General features: G+C 70.4%; 20 protein-coding genes. 10 read left to right on the plus strand and 10 right to left on the minus strand.

Annotated features, from left to right (window positions below; translation table 11 throughout):
• Positions 1 to 100 precede the first annotated feature (100 nt).
• Positions 101 to 1,948, plus strand: coding sequence for an ABC transporter ATP-binding protein (locus FB381_RS19335; RefSeq protein WP_211352498.1), 1,848 nt, complete (start codon positions 101 to 103; stop codon positions 1,946 to 1,948).
• Positions 1,945 to 2,784, plus strand: a complete 840-nt coding sequence (locus FB381_RS19340) for a glycosyltransferase family 2 protein (RefSeq protein ID WP_141781782.1) — start codon at positions 1,945 to 1,947, stop codon at positions 2,782 to 2,784. The genes FB381_RS19335 and FB381_RS19340 overlap by 4 nt, the downstream gene beginning before the upstream one ends.
• On the opposite strand, the gene FB381_RS19345 is transcribed toward FB381_RS19340, so the two are convergent.
• From FB381_RS19345 to FB381_RS19355, 3 genes are all read right to left on the minus strand, one after another.
• On the minus strand, positions 2,737 to 4,080 hold the full coding sequence (locus FB381_RS19345; protein WP_141781783.1) for an O-antigen ligase family protein: 1,344 nt from the start codon (positions 4,078 to 4,080) through the stop codon (positions 2,737 to 2,739). The genes FB381_RS19340 and FB381_RS19345 overlap by 48 nt on opposite strands.
• A gap of 62 nt (positions 4,081 to 4,142) precedes the next feature.
• Entirely contained in the window at positions 4,143 to 4,904 is a 762-nt protein-coding gene (locus FB381_RS19350; protein ID WP_141781784.1) for a hypothetical protein, read from the minus strand.
• Between the two features lie 112 nt (positions 4,905 to 5,016).
• Positions 5,017 to 6,303: a hypothetical protein gene (locus FB381_RS19355; RefSeq protein ID WP_141781785.1), complete on the minus strand. Its 1,287-nt coding sequence runs from the start codon at positions 6,301 to 6,303 to the stop codon at positions 5,017 to 5,019.
• Between the two features lie 155 nt (positions 6,304 to 6,458).
• Here FB381_RS19355 and FB381_RS19360 point away from each other — a divergent pair, with 155 nt between their 5' ends.
• From FB381_RS19360 to FB381_RS19370, 3 genes are read left to right on the plus strand one after another with little or no spacing between them, the layout of a single operon-like run.
• The gene (locus tag FB381_RS19360; protein ID WP_141781786.1) at positions 6,459 to 7,370 is read left to right on the plus strand and encodes a glycosyltransferase family 2 protein; all 912 of its coding nucleotides are present in this window, start codon (positions 6,459 to 6,461) and stop codon (positions 7,368 to 7,370) included.
• On the plus strand, positions 7,367 to 8,191 hold the full coding sequence (locus tag FB381_RS19365; protein WP_141781787.1) for a class I SAM-dependent methyltransferase: 825 nt from the start codon (positions 7,367 to 7,369) through the stop codon (positions 8,189 to 8,191). Before FB381_RS19360 ends, FB381_RS19365 begins: the two co-directional genes overlap by 4 nt.
• A gap of 1 nt (position 8,192) precedes the next feature.
• Positions 8,193 to 9,392, plus strand: coding sequence for a glycosyltransferase (locus tag FB381_RS19370; RefSeq protein WP_141781788.1), 1,200 nt, complete (start codon positions 8,193 to 8,195; stop codon positions 9,390 to 9,392).
• A 24-nt stretch (positions 9,393 to 9,416) separates the two neighbouring features.
• On the opposite strand, the gene FB381_RS19375 is transcribed toward FB381_RS19370, so the two are convergent.
• Together FB381_RS19375 and FB381_RS19380 are read right to left on the minus strand one after the other, a co-directional pair.
• Complete coding sequence (locus FB381_RS19375) at positions 9,417 to 10,913, minus strand: lipopolysaccharide biosynthesis protein (protein ID WP_141781789.1); 1,497 nt, start codon at positions 10,911 to 10,913, stop codon at positions 9,417 to 9,419.
• Complete coding sequence (locus tag FB381_RS19380; protein WP_141781790.1) at positions 10,910 to 11,542, minus strand: serine O-acetyltransferase; 633 nt, start codon at positions 11,540 to 11,542, stop codon at positions 10,910 to 10,912. The genes FB381_RS19375 and FB381_RS19380 overlap by 4 nt, the downstream gene beginning before the upstream one ends.
• 158 nt (positions 11,543 to 11,700) lie before the next feature.
• On the opposite strand from FB381_RS19380, the gene FB381_RS24475 reads away from it, so the two are divergent.
• Positions 11,701 to 12,402 (plus strand): CatB-related O-acetyltransferase, encoded by a 702-nt coding sequence (locus FB381_RS24475; protein WP_281285058.1) that lies wholly within the window; start codon positions 11,701 to 11,703, stop codon positions 12,400 to 12,402.
• On the opposite strand, the gene FB381_RS19390 is transcribed toward FB381_RS24475, so the two are convergent.
• Positions 12,369 to 12,626 carry an acyl carrier protein gene (locus tag FB381_RS19390; RefSeq protein ID WP_141781792.1) on the minus strand — a complete coding sequence of 86 codons (258 nt, stop codon included), beginning with the start codon at positions 12,624 to 12,626 and terminating at the stop codon, positions 12,369 to 12,371. The genes FB381_RS24475 and FB381_RS19390 overlap by 34 nt on opposite strands.
• A 223-nt stretch (positions 12,627 to 12,849) precedes the next feature.
• Between FB381_RS19390 and asnB the strand changes: the two genes are divergently transcribed.
• From asnB to FB381_RS19410, 4 genes are read left to right on the plus strand one after another with little or no spacing between them, the layout of a single operon-like run.
• Positions 12,850 to 14,865, plus strand: a complete 2,016-nt coding sequence (asnB, locus tag FB381_RS19395; protein ID WP_141781793.1) for an asparagine synthase (glutamine-hydrolyzing) — start codon at positions 12,850 to 12,852, stop codon at positions 14,863 to 14,865.
• 40 nt (positions 14,866 to 14,905) lie between these two features.
• Positions 14,906 to 15,898: an NAD(+) synthase gene (gene nadE / locus FB381_RS19400; protein WP_246088207.1), complete on the plus strand. Its 993-nt coding sequence runs from the start codon at positions 14,906 to 14,908 to the stop codon at positions 15,896 to 15,898.
• A gap of 15 nt (positions 15,899 to 15,913) precedes the next feature.
• A complete protein-coding gene (locus tag FB381_RS19405; protein WP_141781795.1) occupies positions 15,914 to 16,555 on the plus strand; it encodes an SRPBCC family protein in 642 nt (213 codons plus the stop codon).
• 5 nt (positions 16,556 to 16,560) lie between these two features.
• Entirely contained in the window at positions 16,561 to 16,902 is a 342-nt protein-coding gene (locus FB381_RS19410) for an ArsR/SmtB family transcription factor (RefSeq protein WP_141781796.1), read from the plus strand.
• A gap of 18 nt (positions 16,903 to 16,920) precedes the next feature.
• On the opposite strand, the gene FB381_RS19415 is transcribed toward FB381_RS19410, so the two are convergent.
• The 4 genes from FB381_RS19415 to FB381_RS19430 form a co-directional block, all read right to left on the minus strand.
• A complete protein-coding gene (locus FB381_RS19415; protein ID WP_141781797.1) occupies positions 16,921 to 17,316 on the minus strand; it encodes a holo-ACP synthase in 396 nt (131 codons plus the stop codon).
• Positions 17,317 to 17,343: 27 nt separating this feature from the next.
• Positions 17,344 to 18,189: an SGNH/GDSL hydrolase family protein gene (locus tag FB381_RS19420; RefSeq protein ID WP_141781798.1), complete on the minus strand. Its 846-nt coding sequence runs from the start codon at positions 18,187 to 18,189 to the stop codon at positions 17,344 to 17,346.
• Between the two features lie 3 nt (positions 18,190 to 18,192).
• Positions 18,193 to 19,710, minus strand: a complete 1,518-nt coding sequence (locus tag FB381_RS19425; RefSeq protein ID WP_141781799.1) for a class I adenylate-forming enzyme family protein — start codon at positions 19,708 to 19,710, stop codon at positions 18,193 to 18,195.
• Between the two features lie 144 nt (positions 19,711 to 19,854).
• The gene (locus tag FB381_RS19430) at positions 19,855 to 20,505 is read right to left on the minus strand and encodes a LuxR C-terminal-related transcriptional regulator (protein WP_246088208.1); all 651 of its coding nucleotides are present in this window, start codon (positions 20,503 to 20,505) and stop codon (positions 19,855 to 19,857) included.
• Positions 20,506 to 20,514: the final 9 nt, after the last annotated feature.

Here is a 20,514-nt window from a genome sequence, read left to right on the forward strand (position 1 = left end):
CCGCGGCAGAGCATGCGAGGCCGCCGGATCCGGAGACTTGTCCCCTATATGGCGGACCGATCCGGCGGACCGCGACGCTGGAAGAAGGCCGAGAACCCACGTGACCGCAACCACCGATCCGCTCACCTTGTGGGCAGAGGCGAGATCCGAGCAGAGGTCGCTGCGGCAGCTCGGCAGGCTGGTGCGCTCGAGCACTGCCCTGGTGCGCTCGGCCGCGCCGAGGCTGTACGTCACCCAGCTGGTCCTCCAGGTCGCCGCCGCCGGCGCGCTGGCCGGACAGGTGTTCGCGGTCAGATCGCTCCTGACCGGCATGCTCGCCGAGGACACCTCCATGAGCAGGGTCGCCGCACCTGTGGCCGCGCTGGTCACCGCCACCGCCGTGGTCGCCGTCTCCGGGTCCGTCCAGGGCCAGCTCCGGCGCCTGGTGGGCGAGGCGGTGAGCCGCTCGATGTGGCAGCGGGTGCTCGGGGTCGCGTCTCGCGTCGACCTGCGCACCTTCGAGTCGCCGGCCTTCCAGGACCGCCTGATGCGCGTGCAGGCCAGCGCGCTCTCTCGCCCCTACCAGGTCACCCAGGGGCTGCTCGCCGCCATGGGTGCACTGGCCGCCTGCGTCGTCCTCGGCATCACCCTGATCACGATCTCGCCCTGGCTGCTGCCTCTGGTCGCGGCCGCGGGGATCCCGATGACGCTGGTCAGCCGGAGCGAGTCGCGGCGGGAGTTCGCCTTCGCCGTACGCAGCACCCCGCTGGTACGCCTGCGCGGCTACTTCGCGCTGCTCCTCTCCGGTCGTGACGAGGCCAAGGAGGTGCGTGCGTTCAACCTGGGCCCGTGGCTGCGCGGACGCTTCGACGGGCTGTACGAGGACTACCTGGTCCACCTCCGCCGCCACGCGCTCCGGCTCGGGCTGCTCGGACTGCTCGGGCAGACCACCTCGGCGCTCGCGCTCGGCTCCGCCCTGATCGCGATCGTCTGGATGGTCGACGGTGGGATGCTCACGGTCGCGGCGGCGGGGGCCGGGATCGTCGCGGTGAGGTTCCTCTCCACCCAGGTGCAGGGCCTGTTCGGCGGGCTGCGCTCGATCTTCGAGTCGGGCCTCTTCCTCGACGACCTCGACATCTTTCTGCGCCACGCCCAGACCCCGGCGGGCGAGGAGGACGGCAGCACCGCGCCCGTCACCTTCTCCCGGATCGAGACCTCGGGTCTGACCTTCAGCTACCCCGGAACCACCACCCCGGCCCTGGCGGGTGTGGACATCACTCTCCGGGCCGGTGAGGTCGTCGCCCTGGTCGGCGAGAACGGCTCGGGCAAGACCACCCTCGCCAAGCTGCTCGCGGGCCTCTACCGCCCCGACGAGGGCCGGATCAGCTGGGACGGCCAGGACATTGCCGACCTCAGCGCGAGCAGCCTGCGGGATCGGGTCACCGTGCTCTTCCAGGACTTCGTCAGGTACGCCCTGAGCGCGAGCGACAACATCCGCGTCGGGCGCATCACCGAACCCCTCGATCCCGCCCGCACAGCCGCCGCGGCGGAGGCCTCCGGCGCGCTCGGCTTCCTGGAGCGGCTGCCGGACCGGATGGAGACACCGCTCTCCCCCATCTTCGAGGGCGGTGTCGACCTCTCCGGCGGCCAGTGGCAGCGGGTGGCGCTCGCCCGCGCCCTCTACCGTGACGCTCCTCTGGTCATCCTCGACGAACCCAGCGCCGCCCTCGACCCGCGAGCCGAGCACGAGCTCTTCGCGGCGCTGCGGTCCTCGCTTCAGGGACGTACGGCGCTGTTCATCTCGCACCGCTTCTCGACCGTGCGGGGCGCCGACCGCATCTACGTCCTCGACGCCGGCCGGGTCGTCGAGGAAGGTGACCACGACGCGTTGATCGCGCGCGGCGGGCGCTACGCGGAGCTCTTCCACCTGCAGTCCGAGGCGTACGTCACCGGCCAGGCACCCCGATGACCCGAGCGAGGGCGAGCGTGGTGATCCCGGCCCATGACGAGGCGGCCGGGATCGGACGGCTGCTGCATCGCCTGCTCGACACCGCCGAGCCCGGAGAGCTCGAGGTCGTCGTGGCCGCGAACGCCTCGACCGACGCGACCGTGTCGGTCACCTCGGGCTTCGCCGGAGTCACGGTCCTCGACCTGCCGGTCGCCTCCAAGGTCGCCGCGCTCAACGCCGCGGACGAGGTCGCCACCGTGTTCCCCCGCATCTACCTCGATGCCGACATCGATCTCACCCTGGACAGCCTCCGCCTGGTCGTCGACGAGCTCTCCGGGGGAACCCCGGCGGCGGCCCCGGCGATCGTCGTGGACACCCGCGGCTGCGGCCCCGGCGTACGTGCCTACTACGCGATCTGGTCGCGACTCGGCTACGCCCGACATCACCTGCTCGGAGCAGGCGTCTACGGTCTGTCCGAGGCCGGCCGGGCTCGCTTCGGGCGATTCCCGGACGTGCTCAACGACGACCAGTTCGTCTATGACCACTTCCGACACGACGAACGGGTCAACCCGCCGGGCTCGACGTTCACCGTCCGCGCCCCACGCACGCTGCGCGCCGTCTACCGTCGTGGCACCCGGATCGCGCTCGGCAACCTGCAGCTGCGCACGCTCGGGCGGCCGGTCACCGCCCCCGGGCCGACCTGGAGGGGTGTCCTGCTCGCCGAGCCGTGGCTGGCCCCGGCCGTCGCCGCGTACGTCGCGATGAAGGTGCTCATGAGGACCGCGGCCGCGCGACGGCTGCGGTCCGGGTCATTCGGCGACTGGGGCCGCGACGACAGCAGCCGGGTCGCGCCGTGAGCGGCGCCGGTAGACGCCCCTGTCGATACGCCACAGCGCGCCGGCGAACCCGACGAAGGCGAAGAGCAGCACCGCGTAGCTCGAGAAGGCCAGCGCGTCGAAGGTGCCGAAGACGACGAACGCCGCCACGATCGGGGCGGCCAGGACGTGCCCGAGGTGTCGTGCCTCCGCGTCCACGGCCGTGCGGGCCACCCACTTGGCCATGAAAGCCGCGATCAGGAGCACAGCGAGCAGAGCCACCGTGCCGGTGATGCCGACGAGGAGGAGGCTGAGCAGATACTGGTTGTCGAGGATGATGTCCTCGATCGTGACCTGCGCCAGCCCGTGTCCGAGCCACGGATGCTCGTTGACCATCGGCCACACCAGCGCGTAGTCCATCGTCCGGCCGGTGATGCTCGGGTCGGAGTCGACGCGGATGAACAGCGACCGGTAGGTCCCCAGCAGCCCCGGCGAGACGGCGGCGACGCCCACCACGAACACCCCGCCGACGCACAGCAGGTTGAACCGTGCCCGGCCGGTCCAGGCCGGCACCATCACCAGACCCACCACGATCAGCGCCAGCATCGCGCTGCGCGAGAGCGAGGCGAGGCTGGCGAACGCGATGACCCCGGTCGCCACGACCGCCAGCTGCCGCCGCAGTCGAGTGCTGCCGTGGAGGATGAAGTGGAGCCCGAGCGGCACCAGCATCGCCATCACCACGCCGAACTCGATGTAGTGGTTCGCCGTCGAGGCGACCCTGGCGAACATCGCCGACCGCTCGGTGTCCGCGCCGATGAGCTCGTGGTTGAGGACCAGCCCCGGGGGCACCAGCATCGGGACCAGGTCGATCTGCGCCACGAACTGGAGCAGTCCGACGACGGCCATGGCCGCGCCGCCGCCCAGCAGCCACCGCAGCGCGGCGACCAGCCGGGCACGGTCCCGGATCCCGTCGATGATGAACAGGCTGATCCCGGCGAGCCCGAGCATGCGCAGCAGCGTACGGTCCGCCTCCGACTGTCCCGCCTCCGACAGCGCCCGGTGGTAGCCGATGACATAACCGAGGGCGTACGCGGCGATGAACCCGATCAGCGCCCACCGCAGCGCGTTCGGACCGGGGACGAACAGCCCGGTCGAGAGTCGTGCGAGCACGCAGAGCAGCAGCATCCCCAGGCCGAGCAGCAGCGCCGGGATCCCGGCCGCGCCCAGCGGTGGGACCACGGCACGCGCGGGCACGACCGCCATCACCACCAGCGTCACCCCGACCAGCGTCGCGGCGTCCAGCGTCGGCAGCCACCGAGCACGGGACGGCAGGCTCACCGGTCGCAGGGTCGGCCCGGTCCGGGTCCCTGGGACCGGGCCGACGCGGGCGGCGGCCTCGCTCACCGCGACAGCAGCTCGCGCTCGGGTTCCGCGGACGGATCCTCGTCGGAGCTCGCGGACGCCTCATCGGCAGGCTCCCGGTCGGTTTGCTCCTGCGCAGCGGACTCCTCCGCATCGCCGGACTCAGCCGCGTCCTCGACCACGGGGGCTGCGGGATCCTCGGCCGACCGCTTCTTGGCACGGCGCCGGGCGAGCCCCTCGACCGCCAACGCGACCGCGACCGCGAGCAGGCCACCGACCGCGATGCCGACCCCGAGCTCCCGGAGCCGGCTGCCGGTCTCCGGCGCTGCCAGCGACGGCGGCGAGACCACGACGACCCGCGAACGCGGTGCCCGCGGCTTGACGCCTGCCTCGGTCTGCAGCGCCTGCAGCCGCTCCTGCATCGCCTCGATGACCACACTGGTCGTGGCGAGTGCTTCCTCGTCCGCGCCCGCCGAGCCCTGAACCAGGAGCAGCGCGGAGCGCTCCGCCGCCGGGGTCACCGTGAACACCTCGCTCCCGCCGGCCGCGATGACCTCCTCGCGGGCCTCGGGCGAGCCCATGATCGTGGCCATGGTCTGCGCGGTCGTCTCGTCGCGGGCGTACGGGTTCAGTCCCGCGAGGTCGTCCGGGATCCTGGTCACCAGCACGGTCGACTGCGCGTGGTGGATCGTCTCGGGCGCCTCGGTGCCGAAGTAGGTCAGTCCGACCGTCGCGAGCAGGACCGGAACGAAGGCGTACCACCGCCGAAGCAGGATCATCGCCAGCTCCCAGAAGTCCATCGTGCCTCTTTCGTTCGTAGGGCCTCACCCAGATGGTGGCGTCCCGCGCATTCCTCCCCCACAACGTGCGCGGAAGCATCCTCAATAGAGGGGAATCGCACGGGAGGGGCGGCTACTCCCAGATCGTGTCCAGGTCCGGCAGCTTCGGGTCGACATGAGCGCACTTGGCCGCGACCGCCTGCTCACCGAGCGTGTTGCCGCCCTTGTACTCGACCGGACCCGACTCCGCACCGCCGGCGAGGTTGTCGGCGCACACGTCCTCGAGGACGAGCGGCAGCTCCGGGTGGCGTACGTTGCCGTACATCCGGGTGTCGCGGATGACGACCTTCGCGTCCGGGTCGATGTCGAGGGCGGTGTTGAACGTGTTGGTGCCCCCGCAGTCGTAGCCGTCGGGCACCTTGCCGGCGTCGTCGTTTCGGCAGTTGACCATCAGGCTGTTGCGAATCGTCCAGGTGCCGACGACACCGCCGTCACCGGCCTGCCAGGCGGCGTTCGTCGAGGCGAAGAGCACCGAGTTGAGCACGGTCAGGTCCCGGGGCGGTGGTGAGCCTGCGGCCCCGAAGGTCTGCAGGGTGTCGGTGTGGGCGTCGGACCCGTGCGCGCGGTAGGATCCCTCGAGCCAGAGGCCGGCGACGGTGAGGCCGACGACCTCTCCCACCTCACCACCCTCGCCGGTGCCGTACGTGCTGATGTTCATCCGGTCCTCGCCGGTGTCCGTGCGGACCTCCGGCGCGACGATCTCGTAGAACCCCGCGTCCTCGAGGACGTGGTCGTCACCGACGTCGCCACGGGCCGAGGCCTTGATGAAGGAGTTGTCGGTCATCACGATCCGGGCGAACGCGGAGCGGTCACCTCGCTCGGCGATGTTGATCTCCCGCGCCTGGAAGCCGGCGACGGTGACGTGCGGCGCGTCGAGGACGAGCGCCCGGTCGTCGACGTCGACGACCACGGACTGCCGTTGGCCCAGCGGCGGCCGGACTAGGACGTTCGTCGCCCAGTCGTCGTCGCCCTTGCTGACCACCAGGTCGCCCCCGGACCACGTCTGCGGCGCGACCTCGATGACGTCCCCGGCCTTCGCGTCCCCGAGCGCCTGGTTCAGCTCGCTCAGCTTGTCGATCTTCTTCGTCGCCGGGGTGTCGTACGCAGGTGTGTGATCGGGCCAGTTGAGCCCCGAGGGTCCAGGCGGTGCCGCCAGGGCCTCGGCCTGTGGCGGCGCACCGGGACTCGTCGTCGGCTCACGGGTCGGCTCGGTCGAAGGCTCGGTCGACGGCTCGGCCGAGGGCTCGGTCGACGCCTTCGGGTCGTTGTCGGAGCCGGCACGGGACAGCGACCACCCGAGGACGAGCCCGAGCAGCAGGATGAGGACGGCCAGAAGCAGCAGCGATCGTGTTCGCAGCACGTCATCAGCCTCCGGGTGCGCGGCCTGCACCCGGGGTACGCCGGGAGCACATACCCGATATCGGGCACGAGAACCGAGCCCGGTGCCTCAGATCGGGGATCTTGCCCGGCGACCCACGACGGACCTGGACGGGCGCTGCCAACGTAGCCGGCGTGATGGGCGTCGTCCTGGTGACCTACAACAACGAGACCCACATCGGTCCGGCCCTCGACGCGCTCCGCGCGGCGGCGACCGGTCCGATGGACGTGGTCGTGGTCGACAACGCGTCGGCCGACTCGACCGTGGCCGTCGTCCGCCGTGACCACCCCGGCGTACGTGTCCTCGCGCAGTCCGAGAACCTCGGCTTCGCCAAGGCCTGCAACCTCGCCGCGCGCACCCTGGACACCGAGCTGGTCCTGTTCCTCAATCCCGACACCGTGGTGGACGAGGACGCGCTGTGGATCGGCACCGAGGCGATGCGGGCGGACCCGTCGATCGGGATCCTCGGCGGCCGCACCCGCTACCCCGACGGCGGCCTCAACAGCACCTGCTGCTTCGGCAGCCCGACCCTGTGGTCGGCGCTGTGCGAGGCGCTCGGGCTCAACGCCCTCGCGGCCGGCACCACGCTGTTCAACCCCGAGCACCTCGGCGGCTGGGACCGGGACGACACCCGCGACGTCGATGTCGTCACCGGCTGCTTCCTGCTCATCCGCCGCGACGTCTTCGAGGAGGTGGGCGGCTTCGACGAGCGCTTCTTCCTCTACAGCGAGGACACCGACCTCTCGCTCCGTGTCCGCCGCAGCGGTCGCCGCTGCGTACATCATCACCGGGTCGGGCTGGTCCATGCCGGCGGCGGGTCGGACACCGTGCGCTCGGCGAAGCTCGTCAAGGTCCTGGCGGCGCGCGCCGTCTACTACCGCAAGCACTGGACCAGGCCGGCCATCGCCGCCGGCACCGCTCTCCTCGACGCCCGCGTGCTGACCCGGCTGCTGGCGTCCCAGCTTCGCGGCGGTCCCCATCGCAACCACTGGCAGCAAGTCTGGCGGCAACGGGCCGCCTGGCACCAACGGAGGGTCTCAACCGCATGAACCTGTCCCCACCCGCCCGACCCGCCGCCCGCCCCTGGGAGAACAGGGCACGGATGGAATACCGCACCCTGCGCCACATCGTGCGCTCGGCGAGGCAGGGCTACGGAGATTTCGTACGCCAGGGCCTGGAGTCCGCGCTCCGGATCCCGGTCCTGTCCGTGGCCGACCTGAGCCGCCGGGACCGGCACGAGTGCAACATCTGTGGCTGGTCGGGCCGCACCTTCTACCCCAACACCGGTCCCGGCTACCACGAGATGGAGGTCGCGTGCCCCGGCTGCTCCAGCCAGGACCGGCACCGCAGCCTGCTCGCGCTGATGCTCGCCGAGACCGATCTCTTCGCCGGTGGCCGCCGGGTCGTCGAGGTGGCGCCGATGCGCGGGTTCGAGCGGCTGATGCGGATGCAGGACGGCCTCGACTACGTCTCCTTCGACCTGGAGCGGCACGCCATGGAGCGCGGCGACATCACCGCCATGCACTACGAGACGGACTCGGTCGACTACTTCATCTGCTTCCACGTCCTCGAGCACATCCCCGACGCGGACACCGCGTTGAAGGAGATCCTGCGGGTCCTGAGACCAGGTGGTCAGGCGATCGTGCAGGTGCCGGTCGACTGGGACCTGCGGGTCACCCGGGAGTACGCAGCGCCCGACCCCCGCGATGTCGGCCACGTCCGGCAGTACGGCAAGGACTTCACCGTCAACCTGAGCGACGCGGGCTTCGACGTCCGCGGGACGTCGGTCGCCGAGAGGTTCGAGGAGGCGGTTGTCGAACGCTTCGGGCTCTCACCGGAGCCGATCTTCTTCCTCACGAAGCCGCGCTGACATGCGGCCCACCTACGAGCGGTCCCCCGCCCTCCGCCCCGACCCGTCGGCACGCCAGCCGCTCCGGCATGTCGCGTTCGGCCTGGCGATGCGTACCTGGGCCGACGGCGCTCAGGACGGTCACTACCGCAGCGGTCAGGCGATCGTCAGAGAGGCTCTGACCGATCCCGGCCTGGACTCGGTGCTGGTCAGCGACCCGCTGCGGAGCTGGGCGTCACGGGTGAGCCCCAGGGCGGGAAGGGCTCCCTCGATGGGTGAGGACCCCACCCGCGATCTGCTCCAGCACTACCGCCTGAGACGGGGGCTCCCCCGGATCCCCGCCGAGGCGGAGGCCGTCTTCGGCCGTGTCGAGAGACGCCTGCTGCGAAGGCTGGGGCCGCGCCCGACCGTCCTGGTGACCTCCGATCCGGTGCAGGCCGCGACCGCCGACCCCGACGCCTGGGCGGATGTCGTGTTCCACGCCTGGGACGACTTCGCCGAGGCACCTCACCCGCACCACCGTGCCGCACGCGACCTCTACCTGTGGGCCTACGACCGGATGGCCGAGCGCGACGTGAAGGTGATCTCCGTCGCCGAGCGGACGGCCGAGCGGATCGGGGCGCCACGTCGCCACGTCATCCCCAACGGCGTGACCGCCGCGGAGTTCGAGCGGCCGGGGCAGCCGCCGGAGTGGTTCAGCCGGCTCCGGACCAAGGTGGCCCTCTACGCGGGCACGATGGAGAGCCGTGTGGACACGGCCGCGCTGACCGACCTGGCCGGAGCGCTCGGACCGAGCTGGACGATCGTCATGGTGGGGCTCGTCACCGAGCCCGAGCCGTTCGAGAGGCTGCGTACGCTGCCGAACGTCGTCATCGCCGACAGCTGGCATCCTCGGCCGCAGGTGCTCGCGATGATGTCCCGTGCCGACGCGTGCCTGCTGCCCCACCTCGACACGGCGCTGACCCGGACGATGAGCCCGCTGAAGATGTATGAGTACCTCGCCTCCGGGGCGCCGGTGATCGCCACCGACCTCCCCACGATCCGGAAGGTGTCCGGACGGTGCCGGCTGATCCCACCCGGCGCGCCCTGGGCCGCGGCCGTGCGACAGGCGGCGGCCGGCCCCCGGGCCACGGCCGCGGAGATCGACCGGTTCCGGGCAGCGCACGACTGGCAGACCCGCTACCGCGAGTGGCGTGCGTACGCCTTCGCCGGTCGCTCCTGACGCTCCGCCCGTCGCCGGCCGAGCTCAGCGGCGGCCGGCGACGCGGCGTACGAAGTCGACCTGGGCCTCGAGGCGGGAGTGCCAGGCCGGAGTACGCCGCGAGGCGAGCCACACCGCGTAGAGGGCTGCCGCGTAGCTCGCGACCGCGACCAGCACGAGCACGGCCAGGCCGCCCGCGCTCGCCGAGGAGACCGCCTGCTCGGCCAGGCGCCAGGTGGCGACCATCAGCCCGGCCCCGAGCAGCGCCGGCGCCAGCCCGAGGGCGTAGCGGCGGTGGCTGACCGGGATGACCCGGCTCACCATCAGGTGCGAGACGACGCCGAGCGGGATGTTCACCACCAGGTAGGACCAGGCCACCCCTTCGATCCCCCAGCGCAGGCCGACCGCGAACCCGAGCACCTGCAACGGCACCGAGACCAGGGTCCACCGAAAGACCCAGTGCGGCAGCCCCTTGGCCAGCAGCGCGTTGGGGTTGATGGAGAGCACCACCCGGACGATCGCGCCGACGGCGAGGATCTGCATGGTCGCGACCGCACCGGTCCAGGCGGAGCCGAAGATGATCGGCACAGCACCGGGCGCGGCCAGTGCCACCAGCGTCATCGCCGGAGCCACGACCATGCACAGCAGGGCCGTCGCCTGCTCGAAGTAGCGGGCCTGTCGGTCGGGTTCCTCGTTGAGGCGGCTCAGGCTGGGGAACATCAGCCGATTGGCGGTGTGGCCGAGCGTCTGCACCGGCAGCAGGAGCACCCGGTAGCTCAGCGAGTAGTTGGCCAGCGCGGTCGCCCCGAACCTCCAGCTGATCAGCACATAGTCGGCGTTCTCGGCGACGAACCGCAGCAGCTGCGTACCGAAGACGTTGCGCCCGAAGACAGCGATCGAGGCGGCGGCCTCGCGCGACCACGCGAACGTCGGCGGCCCGGCCACGACCAGCACGAGGGTGAGGAAGAGGAGGTCGCGGGAGAGCGTCTGGGCGACCAGCGCCCAGTAGCCGGCGCCGCCCAGGGCGGCGGCAAGGCCGAGGAGGCCGCCGCCGAAGGTGCCGACGACCTCGGCGATGCCCAGCAGCTTGAAGCTCATCCTCCGCATCAGCAGCGCCCCGGGCACCACCGCGAGACCGTTGAACAGCAGGGTCGCGGACAGCACCTGCAGCACCGCGACCAGCTCCGGGGTGCCGAAGAAGGCGGCCACCGGACCGGCCAGCGCCCAGGTCAGCGCGACCAGCAGTCCCACGACCCCCAGGTTGATCACCGTGGCGGTGCCGATGACCCGGCGGTCGAGCCGGTCACGCTGGATGAGGGTCGAGGCGACACCGAAGTCGAGGAAGACCATCGCGAAGGCCAGGTAGACCGTCGCCTGGGCCGCGATGCCGAAGTTCTCGGGCCCGAGCATCCTGGCCAGGAGCACGCTGAAGGTGATCCGGCCGAGGTTCTTGGCGACCAGGCTGACCAGGCTCCACCGGGTCCCGGCGGCCATCCCGGAGCGTTCGACGACGACGTCGGGCTCGTCGTCGGTGGTGCTCACGAGACGATGCCCGCTCTCTGCCGCGGTGCCGGCAGGTCGAAGTTGAGCATCGGGCCGTTGTCGTACCCCTTGGTGATGACCCGACCGGGATTGCCCGCGACCAGCGAGCGCTCCGGAATGTCCCGGGTGACGACCGCACCCGCCGAGATGGTCGAGCCGGAGCCGATCACGATCGCCCCCACGATCGTCGCGCCGGGCCCGATCCAGACGTTGTCGCCGATACGCGGCACCCCCTGGTCGCCACCGGCGACCCGCTGCCCGATGGTGACGTTCTGATGCAGGACGCAGTTGCCGCCGATCTGGGAGGGACCGACGATGACACCGTGGTGATGCATCACCAGCAGCCCCGGCCCGATGACGGCCCGGGGGCTGATCTCGACGTGATGGCGACTCGTCATCCGCCGGTTCCAGATCCGGTGCGCCGCCGTGAGCAGGAGACCGGCCACGCGCGGCAGCGGGCCGCGTCGCCGCAGACCACCTGCCCATCGCCCGAACCGGTAGGCGGCGACACAGTGCAGCTCGACCGACCCGATCCACAACCGGAGCCTGGGCCCTGTCCCCGGGTCGGGCGACCCCAGCAGAATCGCGTACGCCTTCGCCAGATCCACGGCAAACGCACGATCACCCATCGCAGTCTCCTTCGCTTCCCGGGGCACCCGGGTTGATGGCACAGCCAGCCTCGCGCTCATCGCCCCGATCCGGCGCGGGACGCCGGGTGAGTCCCGAGAATCGGGGATGCGAACACCGATGCCGGGCTCGTCGCCTCGCCGCACGGTCGACTTCGTCCATGCGTACAGAACCCAACGAGCGTGCCGTCGGCGCCTACGGCCGCGCCCCCGGCAGCCTCCGCCCCCTGATCGTCAAGGTGGTCCGGAAGCGTGAGGGCGACGACTATCTCTCGCCCACGCTGCGCGAGATCTTCCGCCGCCACCATGGCGTCGACATCGGGATGTACACCCACGGCGGCTGCTTCATCCCCTGGGCCTTCGGCCGTGGCACGACGATCGGGCGCTACAGCTCCATCGCGCACGGCGCCTTCGCCGCCACGGACAACCACCCGATGCACTACAAGTCGATGCACGGCTACTTCTTCAACCCGGCGCTCGGGGTGACCGACAAGGCCTGGGAGTTCAGCCCGCTGGCCATCGGCAACGACGTCTGGCTGGGCCACAACTCGATCATCATGCCGAGCGTCGACGTGGTCGGCGACGGAGCGGTCGTCGCGGCCGGCGCGGTCGTCAACAAGGACGTCCCGCCGTACGCCGTCGTGGCCGGCAACCCGGGACGGGTGGTTCGTTATCGCTTCGAGCCCGAGACGATCGAGGCGCTTCTGGAGGAGCGATGGTGGGAGCGGGACCTCGAGGACCTGCGCTCCCACCTCGACGAGTTCACCGGACCGTATGACCCGGTTCGGTCGACCCAGGCAGCTCGATCGGCCCAGGACGCTCAGTCGGCTCAGGCCGCCAGCTCGCTCTTGCGTGCCACATAGGCGACCAGGCGATCCACGCCGTCGAGGTTGTCCGGGACCGTCTCCGACTCCTCGACCGCGATCCCGAACTCCTCCTCGAGAAACTCGATGAGCTCCAGGATTCCGGTCGAGTCGATCACGCCGGACTCGACCAGGGAGTCGGCCGCGGCCGGCATCCGTGAGTCGTCGCCCAGCAGCAGGCTCTCCAGGATGAACTGCTCGATGCTGCTCTGAACGTCAGCCATCTGATCCGCTTCTCCTCCCGCCCACCCGTGGTCCCGGCCGACGTGGCCGGGTGACGAACCGCTCGAGGCGGGCACGTTCGCCATGTTCCACGCCGATCCGCCTGCGGTTCGCGCCCCGCCCGGGCGGTATCCCGAGAATAGGGGACCTCCCCGGGACGATCCGCCACCCGGCGCCACGCAGACACCACGCTGTGAGCAGGACACGACGTCACCTGGAGGATCGATGTGCGGGATCAGCGGGATCCGCTCCTACGCGGGGCCCCCCGACGCCGAGCTCGTCCGACGGATGATGGCGGCCCTCTTCCACCGCGGTCCGGACGGCAGCGGCTACTACCGCGACGAGCACGTCGCGCTCGGCCACACGCGCCTGGCGATCGTGGACACCGCCGGCGGTGTGCAGCCGATGACCAACGAGGACGGCACCGTCTGGGTGAGCTTCAACGGCGAGATCTTCAACTACGTCGAGCTCGCCGCGCAGCTGCGCGACCGCGGCCACACCTTCCGCACCCACAGCGACACCGAGGTGATCGTGCACGCCTGGGAGGAGTGGGGCACGGGCTGCTTCGACCGCTTCAACGGTCAGTGGGCGTTGGCGATCTGGGACCGGCGTACGAGCTCGTTGGTCCTGTCGCGGGACCGGTTCGGCGTGCGGCCGCTCTTCTACACGCAGGGCAGCGACAGGCTGCTGTTCGCCTCGGAGGTCAAGGCGCTCCTCGCCGATCCGGAGGTGCCCCGGAGGTTCGATCCGGCCGGCCTCGACGAGGTGCTGACGTTCTGGTCGACCCTGGCGCCACGGACCGTCTTCGACGGAATCTCACAGGTGCCGCCGGGGTCCTACCTCGTGATCGGTCCCGATGGCGAGACGAACGAGCACCGCTTCTGGTCACCGTCCTTCCCGGACCTGACGGATCGGGCGGATCGGGCGGATCGGGCGTCGATGGGGGCGGAGGAAGCGGCCGAGGCGCTGCGCGAGGCCATCGTGGACGCGGCGCGGCTGCGCTTCACCCGCAGCGACGTGCCGGTGGGGGCGTACCTCTCAGGGGGTCTCGACTCCGCGGTGACCGCGAGCGTGGTGGCGGGGTTCACCGAGGCGCCGTTGCACACGTTCTCGCTGCGGTTCGCCGATGCCGAGTTCGACGAGGGCAGCTACCAGACCCTGATGGCGCGACGGCTCGGCACCAGGCACGAGGATGTCGTGGTCAGGGAGCGCGACATCGCCGAGATCTTCCCCGAGGTCGTACGTCACGCCGAGACCCCGCTGCTGCGGACCGCCCCGGCACCGATGTTCCTGCTCTCCAGGCTGGTGCGGGAGGCCGGCTTCAAGGTCGTCGTCACCGGCGAGGGCGCCGACGAGGTGCTCGGCGGCTACGACATCTTCCGTGAGGCGCGGGTGCGTGAGCTGTGGACCCGCGATCCGGCGGCGGCCGAGGCGGCCGTCGAGCGGCTCTACCCGTGGATGCGGCGCTCGCCGAACCAGGCGCCGGCCTTCGCACGCAGCTTCTTCGGGCGCAACCTGGTCGCGGGCGACCCGGCGATGTCGCACCGGCCACGCTGGGACTCGACCTCGGTGCTGAAGTCGATGCTCACCCAGGACATGAGAGTCGCTGCCGACGCCGCCGGCGACCTGGCCGCGACCATGCCCGCGGAGAGCTCGTCGTGGGACGTGCTCTCGCGTGCCCAGTGGCTCGAGATGACAACCCTGCTGCCCGGTTACATCCTCGCCTCCCAGGGCGACCGGATGCTGATGGGCAACTCCGTCGAGGGCCGCTTCCCGTTCCTCGACCCTCGCCTCGCCGAGCTCGCCGGCCAGGTGCCGGCCGACCTGCTGATGCGTGGCCTGGACGAGAAGCACCTGCTCAAGCGGGCCTTCGCCGACCTCGTCCCCGCCGAGATCCTGGCCCGCCCCAAACAGCCCTACCGGGCACCCGACGCGGCCGCCTTCTTCTCCAGCGGGTCCCCCGACTGGCTCGATGCGGTCACCTCCCCCTCGGCCGTCCGGGAGGCCGGTGTCTTCCGCCCAGAGCTCGTCGAGCGCCTGCTGGCCAAGTGCCGCCGAGACGGCGGTAGGCGGATCGGCAACACCGACTCGATGCGGTTGGTCGCGGTCATCTCGGTCCAGCTGCTGCATCACGACTTCCTCGCCGGCGCGGGCCAGGTGGAGGCGCGCCCGAGCCAGGCGCCGATGGCGGTCTTCGACCGTCTCCGAACCCCCGAGATGACCCAGTTGACCCCCAGTTGACCCCCAGATGACACAGACGACCAAGATGACAGGAAAACAGATGACAGCGACATTCGGCCTGGAGACCCTGGCCTTCGACGAGGCGGCCGAGGTCGCCAGGATCGGCGAGATGATCCAGTCCTACGCGCTGCGGAACAGGCGCAAGGGCGTGGTGGTGGCGGTCTCGGGCGGCATCGACTCCAGCGTCGTGGCGGCACTGGCCGTACGCGCGCTCGGTCCGGAGCGGGTCTTCGGCCTGCACATGCCCGAGTCGGAGTCCTCCGACGACACCCTCGGCTTCAGCACGAAGCTGACCGACTCCCTCGGCATCGACTCGGTGCTCGAGGACATCTCCCCGGTGCTGGAGGCGACCGGCTGCTACCGCCGCCGCGACGCCGCGATCGCCTCGGTCGTGCCGGACTACGGCCCCGGCTGGAAGTCGAAGATCGTGCTGCCGAGCGTGGTCGACTCCGACGCGTTCCGCATCTACTCGGTCGTTGTCCAGGCACCCGACGGCACGACCACGAGCCATCGGCTGACCACCTCGGCCTACCTGGAGATCGTCGCCGCGACCAACTTCAAGCAGCGCACCCGCAAGATGCTGGAGTACTTCCACGCCGACCGCCTCAACTACCTCGTCGCGGGCACCCCCAACCGGTTGGAGTACGACCAGGGCTTCTTCGTGAAGCTCGGCGACGGCGCCGCGGACGTCAAGCCGATCGCGCATCTGTACAAGTCCCAGGTCTATGCGCTGGCTTCCTACCTCGGGGTGCCGACCGAGATCCAGGAACGCCCGTCGACCACCGACACCTACTCCATGCCGCAGTCCCAGGAGGAGTTCTACTTCTCGCTCCCCTACCAGCGCATGGACCTGTGCCTGTACGCCATCAACAACGGCATCCCGGTCGAGCAGGTCACCGAGGCCACCGGCCTCACGCTCGAGCAGGTCGAACGCGTCTACCGCGACATCGAGCAGAAGCGACGTACGACCGCCTACCTCCACGCCGCGCCGATGCTGGTCGACGAGGTTGCGTTGAATATCAAGATCTCTTGATATAAGGTCGCGGGCATGACGACTCCACCCTTCATCCCCGCAGACCACCTCGGCGCGGTGAACCGCGCACTGACCACCGCGACCCGCGACGGCGAGGAGCTGCGCGTCCTCGTCGTCGAGCGGTCCTACGACGCCGACCCGGACGAGGTCTGGGACGCGCTGACCACCAAGGAGCGCATCCCGCGCTGGCTGATGCCTGTGACCGGCGACTTCGAGGTCGGCGGCCGCTACCAGCTCGAGGGCAACGCCGGCGGCGAGATCCTCGTCTGCGACCGGCCGAAGCTGCTCTCGATCACCTGGGCCTACGGCGACATGATGTCCTGGGTCGACGCGACCCTGTCCGCCTCCGGTGGCCGTACGCTGCTCAGGCTCGAGCACTCCGCCCCGGTTCCCCCGGAGCAGTGGAAGGAGTTCGGCCCCAGCGCAGTCGGCATCGGGTGGGAGCAGATGCTGCTCGGCCTCGCCCTCCACCTGACTGCCCCCGACGCCGAGAAGATGGACCCGATGTCGCCCGAGGCGCTGCCGGCGATGATCGAGCACACCAAGGGCTCCGCGGCGGCCTGGGTCGAGGCCGACATCGCCTTCGGCACCGACGCGGACCAGGCCCGCGCCGCGGGTGAGCGGTGCGTCGCCGCCTACACCGCGATGCCGGAGTAGCCCGCTTGCACGCCTTCGACGTCCTCGGCGACCCCGTCCGCCGCCGCATCCTCGAGCTCCTGGCCTCCGGCGACCTCACCTCGGGCGAGGTCGTCGACACGATCTCGGCCGAGTTCGGCATCCGCCAGCCTGCGGTCTCGATGCAGCTCAAGGTCCTGCGCGAGCACGGTTTCGCCAGCGTACGCCCCGACGGCACCCGCCGGATCTACTCCATCGACACCGGGCCGATGGCCGAGGTCGACGCCTGGCTCAACCAGTTCCGCCGCTTCTGGACCCAGCACCTCGACGCCCTCGACACCGAGATCCGGCGCGGACGACGGCAGCGACCGGACCCTCCAACCGCCTGACGCCCCATCCGCGGAGGGTCATCGGATCGGGGCGCCCTCGGCCATCGCGGTGGCGATGGCCATCTTGGGCCCGGGGACGGTCGCGACGCGCACCACGGTGACTCCTCCCAGAGCCGCCAGCTCGGCGGCGGGTCCGTCGAGGGTGACCTCCAGCTGGCCGGAAGGACCTTCCAGCACGCTGATCCCGCGCCACGGCAACGAGCCCGACCATTCGCCGGGACCGAGTGCCTTCCAGACGGCCTCCTTGGCTGCGTACCTCATCGCGAAGGCCGTGGCCGGGGTCGCGGTCGCCATGCACTGGGCGATCTCGGCCTCGGTGAACCACCGGACCGCGAACCCGGAGCCGCGCATCGCCAGGAGCCGCGCGAACCGTCTGATGTCGGCGACGTCGATCCCGACCCCGCGCAGGCTCATCGCATGATCATCGCCCTAGGTCCGGCTTCAGGCGACGGGACTGTGCGCCGCGACCGCCTTGAGGAGCTCGGACGCGACAGCACGGGAGCCGGTCTCGTTGAGATGTCCCCGGTCGAAGGTCAGGTTCTTGTTCAGGACGTAGTAGGAGCTGCCGTCGTGGCTGCGCTTGTCGGTGCCCGCCGACTCCGCGGCGGCGATGTCGACGAGGCGGCCGGTGGCTGCGTACTTCTCCCTGATCATCGCGTTGTAGCGCTCGCGGGCGACGTTGTCGGCGGGCCCCATCCGGTCACCGCGGCCGAGCGCCGCCTTCACCCGACCCTTCAGGTTCCGGTCGGAGGTCAGCGCCGCCGTCGTGTAGAGGAACCGGGTGTCCGGGTGCGCGGCCTCGACCTCGGCCATCATCGCCACATAGGCGTCGAAGACGGCCTCGACATCGGTGGTGGCGTTGATGTCGACGTAGCAGAGCTTCATCAGCGCCACATCCACCTCCTCGCCGGCCGGCCCGCCCATCACGGCGGCGAAGGAGTCGAACTTGCCGAACGGATCTCCGTTCCTCCCGACGAACACGTGCCTGAAGGTGGCGTCGCTCGAACCCGCGACCTCCTCGACCGTGGGGGCGTCCACATCGTTGGCGGCGTAGACGCCGGCGACTCCGTCGAGGATGTTCACCCCGACCGACTGGTGCCCGAAGAGCACCGTCGTCTTCCCGGCGACCTGCAGCTCCGACTCCGACGGGTTCTCGACCGCGACCGGCTCGTTCATTCCTGGGCTCCTCACCAACCACGCCGTGGCCAACGCGACCGCGACCACCAGCACTCCGGACCACACGCCGACCAGCAGCTTGACCGATCGGGGGACCTTTCTGATCGACACCACTCAACTCACCTTCGCTGCTCTCATTCCGCTTTCCTTCAGACACATCGCGCGTACGTCGCGCTTGACGACCTTTCCGTTCGCGTTGAGCGGCAGCTCGTCGACGAAGCGGACCACCTCGGGGACCATGTGCTTGGCCAGCCGCCCGCGACAGTGCGCCAGCACGTCGCCCACGCGCAGATCCGATCCGCGCCGTCGCACCACGACCAGCTCGACCCGCTCTCCGGCCGCCTCGTCCGGGATGCCGACAGCAGCGGCCGCGACGACGTCGGGCAGGTAGAGCGCCGCCGACTCGACGTCCTGGCTCGCGATCCGGTGGCCCCACGACTTGATGAAGTCCTCGACCCGGTCGACGACGTAGACGAAGCCGTCCTCGTCGACCTCCGCCAGATCACCCGTGCGCAGCATCCCGCCGGGCATCTTGCGGGCCGTGGCCTCGGGATCATCGAGATAGCCGGGCGAGATGTTCGCGCCGCTGGCCCAGATCTCGCCCACCTGGTGGGGCCCGACCGGGATTCCGTCCTCGTCGAGCACCCTCAGGTCGACGCCCGGAATGCCGCGGCCGATCGACCCCGGCCGCCTGCTCAGCTCCTCGGGCGGAAGATAGGCGAGCCGCGCGGTGGCCTCGGTCGCTCCGTACATCACGAACACCTTCGCCTGCGGCTGCGCCTTCGCCATCTGCTCGAGCAGCGCCGGGGCCAACCGTCCGCCTGCCTGCTGGATCGTCCGCAGCGCCGGCAGCGCGCGGTCGCCGAACGTGCTGTTGCGCAGCAGCATCCCGAACGTCGAGGGCACTCCGGCGAATCCGGTGCAGCGCTCGGTGATCATCCGCTCGACCACGGCCTGCGGAAAGACGAAGCTCGACTGCATGACCATCGCCGCACCGGTGCGCAGATGGGTGTGCAGCAACGAGAGCCCGAAGACGTATGTGAAGGGCAGCACCACGAGCATCCGGTCGTGCTGCCTCACGCCGAGGTAGGCAAGGATCGAGTCGGTGTTCGCCTGGATGTTGCGATGCGTGATCCTGACCGCTCGTGGCTCGCCCGTGGTGCCGGAGGTGAACATGTAGAGGGCGTCCTGGTCCGGGGCGACATCGACCGATGGGGACAGCTGGACCGGGGGCGTCTTCCGCGGGCTCGGGACCAGCCGGTCCTCCACGAGGATGGGGAAGCCGGCCGGAAGCAGATGTCGCAGGGTGTTCAGCTGAGACCGGCCGACGAGGAGCGCGTCCGCGCCGACCCACTGCGTCCTGGCCACCACCTCGTCGGGCGGCAACGTGGATGCCAGGGGCACGACGACCAGACCCAGCCGGAGCGCGGCGAGATAGGCCGAGACCCAGAACAGTCCGTTGGGAGCGATGATCCCGACCGATGCGCCGGGGGTGAGGCCGAGCGGGGTGAGCCGTTCGGTGAGCGCGGACACTCCTGCCCGCAGCTCGGCATAGGTGTAGTCGCGACCCGACTCGCAGAGCGCGATCGAGTCCTCGGGCGCTTGCTCGAGAAGAAAGTCGGCGGTGTTCAAGATGGCCCGTCCCCCGGGATGCTAGGTCCGGGACAGTTTCCCGGCTCCCGCAACGTCCCACGGGTCCACCGACGCTTGGCCGGCCGTCAGAAGAGGCTGCCTGAAATTGAGTACGCGGCCGACCGGTCGCCTTCGAGCCGAGGCTCAGGCGGCCCGCCACTCGGCCTTGTGGGCCATGCTGACGGCTGCGATCTGCGAGGAGACACCGAGCTTGGCGAGGATCGATTTCACCTGCGTACGCACCGTGGCTTCGGAGACGACTCGGAGCTTGGCGATGTCACCGACCGTGAAGCCGCCCATCAGGTGCTCGAGCACCTGGGACTCCTTCCGGGAGAGCTGAGTAAGCCGGTCGCGGATCTCGATGAGGTTCTGTTCCTGCCCGACCCAGGCGCCGATCAGACGCTCACGCTCCTCGACGTCGAGCACGCTCAGGCCGTAGTTGAGCCGGCGCACCGTCCCCAGGATCTCGCCCAGTGGCACGGTCTTGGGCAGCACGGTCCTGGCCCCGGCGTGGAGGGCGTGACCCCATCTGGTCCGGTCGGTCGCACCCGTCACGACCACGACGTCCGCCCCGGCCCGAGCGAGCGGCGCGATGAGGCGTACGCCCGATCCGTGCTGCCCCAGATCGAGGTCGAGCAGCACGATGCGGGGCTGGGTGCGCATGATCAGTGAGTGGAGCTTGGCCTCGGACGGAGGCACGTCCGGCAGGTCGACGCGGTGGGCGTCATATCCCTCGAGGGTGAGGGCGAGCTCCAGGGACTCGGCGAAGAGGGTGTGGTCCTCGACGATGACCACTTTCACCCG

The organism is Nocardioides albertanoniae (genome assembly GCF_006716315.1).
In the GTDB taxonomy this organism is placed as follows: Bacteria; Actinomycetota; Actinomycetes; order Propionibacteriales; family Nocardioidaceae; genus Nocardioides; species Nocardioides albertanoniae.